The organism is Nitrosomonas communis (assembly GCF_900114745.1).
Lineage (GTDB): Bacteria > Pseudomonadota > Gammaproteobacteria > Burkholderiales > Nitrosomonadaceae > Nitrosomonas > Nitrosomonas communis_A.
In genome coordinates, this window is the sequence record NZ_FOUB01000139.1 from 1 (window position 1) to 3,757 (window position 3,757).

Annotated in this window: 4 protein-coding genes; all 4 read left to right on the forward strand. The window is 45.6% G+C overall.

The features are described from left to right. Positions 1 to 328 precede the first annotated feature (328 nt). Complete coding sequence (locus BM122_RS20655) at positions 329 to 904, forward strand: hypothetical protein (RefSeq protein WP_074907487.1); 576 nt, start codon at positions 329 to 331, stop codon at positions 902 to 904. A 59-nt stretch (positions 905 to 963) separates the two neighbouring features. Continuing rightward, entirely contained in the window at positions 964 to 1,548 is a 585-nt protein-coding gene (locus BM122_RS22930; protein WP_143083580.1) for a hypothetical protein, read from the forward strand. Then, a complete protein-coding gene (locus tag BM122_RS26445) occupies positions 1,472 to 1,843 on the forward strand; it encodes an FG-GAP repeat domain-containing protein (RefSeq protein ID WP_074907489.1) in 372 nt (123 codons plus the stop codon). Before BM122_RS22930 ends, BM122_RS26445 begins: the two co-directional genes overlap by 77 nt. A 1,398-nt stretch (positions 1,844 to 3,241) precedes the next feature. Continuing rightward, a partial coding sequence (locus tag BM122_RS20665) for an IS5 family transposase (protein ID WP_143083581.1) occupies positions 3,242 to 3,757 on the forward strand: 516 nt, incomplete at its 3' end.

Below are 3,757 nucleotides of genomic sequence, written 5' to 3' on the forward strand. Positions count from 1 at the left end.
CAATTATTTGTTGGAATGCCTTTTACCATACCTTGCTCTTGGCTGCTTGGTTGGCAAACATCCCGGCTTGATAAACGGGTTATGCACTTATGATACGAATTCACCAATTATAAAATTAGATAATACACTGCAAATAAAAAGTTTTATGTAAAAAATTATTTACTTTTTTATCCCGAATTGGAATAACAAGGTGCTCCACCGAACAGCAATTCCGCTACACTCCATTGCCGCCGGTGAGCTTGGTCGTTATACGACGTTGCGGGCAACCTGAAGTCAGAGAGCAAACACGTAAATTTCCATCCGCGGACCACGATAAGGAGGAAAAATCATGCTCAGCCGAAACTATATTTCAAATCGGGACAAACTCCCCATGGGAACTCCGGAGCCTTCTCGATCAACTCTGGGCCATGCCGCGGTCCGTGTGAACCGCCATATCGGCTCCATACGCACAACGGTGTGGGAGGACGGGAGAGGCAACTCCCCTTCCTATCCAATGGCCTCTTCATCACCAAATAAACCACAGGAGAAAATACCAATGGTGCAGATTAATCGAACATCTGGTTCTATAGCGCTTAGCGAGCTCATCCGTAGGTTAGAGAATGCTGAGGGAAGAACGATTCAGGAGCAGTTAGAAGTCACAGCGAGACAAGCCCCCGAACTTCATGCGGTATTCCACATGTTAGCACTGGTTTTGCTTGATGAAATTGACCGAGCAGCTTCGTCTCAGCTTTGTGAGGCCACCACTCTAAGTGTCTTGCCACCCGTCGTCTTGGACTCCATGCTTGGCCTTCAAGTGCCAGACGGCTTTCGCGAAGAGATCCGTCGTAGGATATGTCGGTGGAAGACACGTGTCTGGTTTGAGAAGCTCAGAAAGGGAGAACTCGAGGAATGGCCAGAATGCTAATCTGCCAACAGGAAGACATTTATATCTGATTTATTTAGGATGAAATAGGAGGTAACGCTATGAAAGAGATAGACTTGCCAATAAGAATCGTGATTTTACGGTTTGGTTTATTGCTGATCGTGCTCTCACCCATTTCAAGCCAGGTATATGCTGAGTGGTCAACCCAATCTTGGGATGGGGGCCTAAGACCGGAATCCGTTAGAAACCAGTGTCTGGCAGGGGATTTTAATGGGGACGGATGGGGGGATATTGCATGCTATACCCTCCGCGGGGGTGAGTGGCATCTCGGACTGACGCCAGGGCCAGCAGGCTTTAAATCTGCCCGCTGGTGGGGAGGGCTAGCACCGGCCTCGGTTGCAAATCAGTGCCTCGCAGGGCGCTTTAATAAAGATAATTCAACCGACATCGCCTGCCATACTCTCAACCAATCGGATCAGTGGTTAGTTGGATTCTCACAACCGTCACATAGTAAATGGGAAAGCGAATACTGGTGGGGAGGGCCAGGGCCGGAATCCGCTGGAAACCAGTGTCTGGCAGGGGATTTCGACGGGGACGGGCTAACCGATATTGCGTGTTATACGCTACAAGGGGGAGTGGCACCTTGGACTGGCACCGGGAACCGGAACAAACGAATGGTTTACTAGTCGCTGGCGCAGCGGTCCAGGACCAAAATCTGTTAGAAACCAGTGTCTGGCAGGGGATTTCAACGGGGACGGGTTAACCGATATTGCGTGTCATACGCTACAGGGGGGGGAGTGGCACCTTGGACTGGCACCAAAGAGTGGGGGCACGTGGATTGGGGCCCGTTGGTATGGGCCGGCGCCAGCCTCTGTGGCAGACCAATGCCTAGCGGGGGATTTCAACGGGGATGGGAGGACAGATATTGCATGCTATACCCTCGAGGGGAGTAGGTGGCTCGTTGGACTCTCAGTACCCTGACGCCTTTTGGGTTACTAAATCCAAGATTCTGCATCCAAGTGGGTCGGTGAGGGGGACAGACTCACTTTTGAGCGCACAGGGTGCAAGATGATATGGGTGATAATAGGATGATGGGGTCAGATACTGTCTTGAATTCCAAGTACTGAATGATTAAAGCTTGCATCAAATGGCTGCCCTGATTTAATAACCCCATAAATCAACTTTGTAAGTTTACGCATGACTGCTCCTATAATTGCCTTGGGAGCCAAGCCTGTGGTACTTAGATCTTACTCAGAAAGTATAATGGATTGTTTTTACGTGGAAATATCGTAAAAATCATTTTTTGAGTGCAAGGTTTTTAATAAATTATGCAGAAACCCTTGTACTTGATTTGAACTCAAGCTCACCTAGGTTCGCTCAATTTTTATTAAACTAACGTGGATTCGGGATAAGAAAGGCAGCAAAAGGAATCTCAATTCCTTTTGATGAAAGGATTTTCAAAAAGAGTCTCATCATTATTCGGGAGAAGAAACTATCCCTTAATATTAGATTTTCTCAAGTTCTTCCAACCGTAGTGTAATGATTTTTAAGTCGAACTCACGTTAATTTATTAGTAACATCTATTTTCTATAAGTAAGCGGTTTCCTCCGCCTACCAATGATGAAAATAAACCACTTGATTAGTCCGCGCTTAATTTGTTGATTTATTTGGCTTAAATAATACAGGGTTGTGGACTTCGTTCTCAAATGATGGGGAGGGTAGGAGAGAAGAATGGCGCAAAGAGAGAAAAATTGAGCGGATTTGCGAGATTTATTGAAACCTCGAAGTCCACAGGATTCCGCACGAACCCGCGCAAACACGCGAGAGTAGGCACAAAAAAACCAACCGGATGAAGGGTTGGTCTTTGGTATTGGTGGAGAGGTCGGGAATTGAACTGAAGTCCGCAATCACTCTACTATATTTATAATCAGCCACAGGATGGTAAATTTGGAATCGCATGATCATGGCCTTCCGTTTCTTGACACTTATATTGAAGCATTCACCAGTCATTAGATAGAATCCGTCCAAATAGCAGCTTTTGGCAGAACTTAATCTTTTAATTTCAGATTCAATTGAGATTTATTTTTAATCTCTGTTAGCTCAAGTTTGAGCTAACATATTTCATTATTAGCAATAATTGCCGATCATCAATCAAACTTTAATGCTTCAGTTTAAGAAGTATATACACTTTCAGTATCGATAATTTTCTTCATATAATTAGTTAGCAGTATTCTCGTCTGCTATTTCTGTAGCGCATCTGATAAATTAACACATATACATTACGACTAGGGTCTGTTGACGTTTTAAGATAAGTATTTCATAGATAGAAACAAACTCGTAATATTGGGGTTCCTACACCCCCAACAAAACGAGTTTGCGATGCCCCGAATGATGCTCAATGATGAGTACTGGTCGAAGCTGGAGAAGATTCTGCTTCAAGAATCGATTTATAACAAGCGCAATCTGCGCATGACGGTAGAAGGCCTACTGTATCGAATGCGGGTTGGCTGTCCGTGGCGCGATCTGCCCAGGGTGTTCGGCTGCTGGAATTCTATCTATAAAAGATTCAATCCATGGTCATTGAGCAGGAAATGGCTCAATGTTTTCAAAGCATTGGCTGTTGATCCGGATTGGGAATGGAGATTTATGGATGGCAGTTATGTTAAAGCGCATCAACATAGTGCGGGAGCAGCGAGTCAAGAATCGCAGGCTATCGGGAAAAGCCGTGCAGGCAATACCACCAAGATCCATTTAGCGGTCGATGGTTATGGCTTGCCAGTTGAGTTTGGAATCACCGGTGGAGAAGTCAATGACTGTTCTGCCGCACCTGATTTGATTGCCAGGTTGCCTGACGCAAAAACAATAGTTGCGGACAAGGGCTATGACAGCGAATGG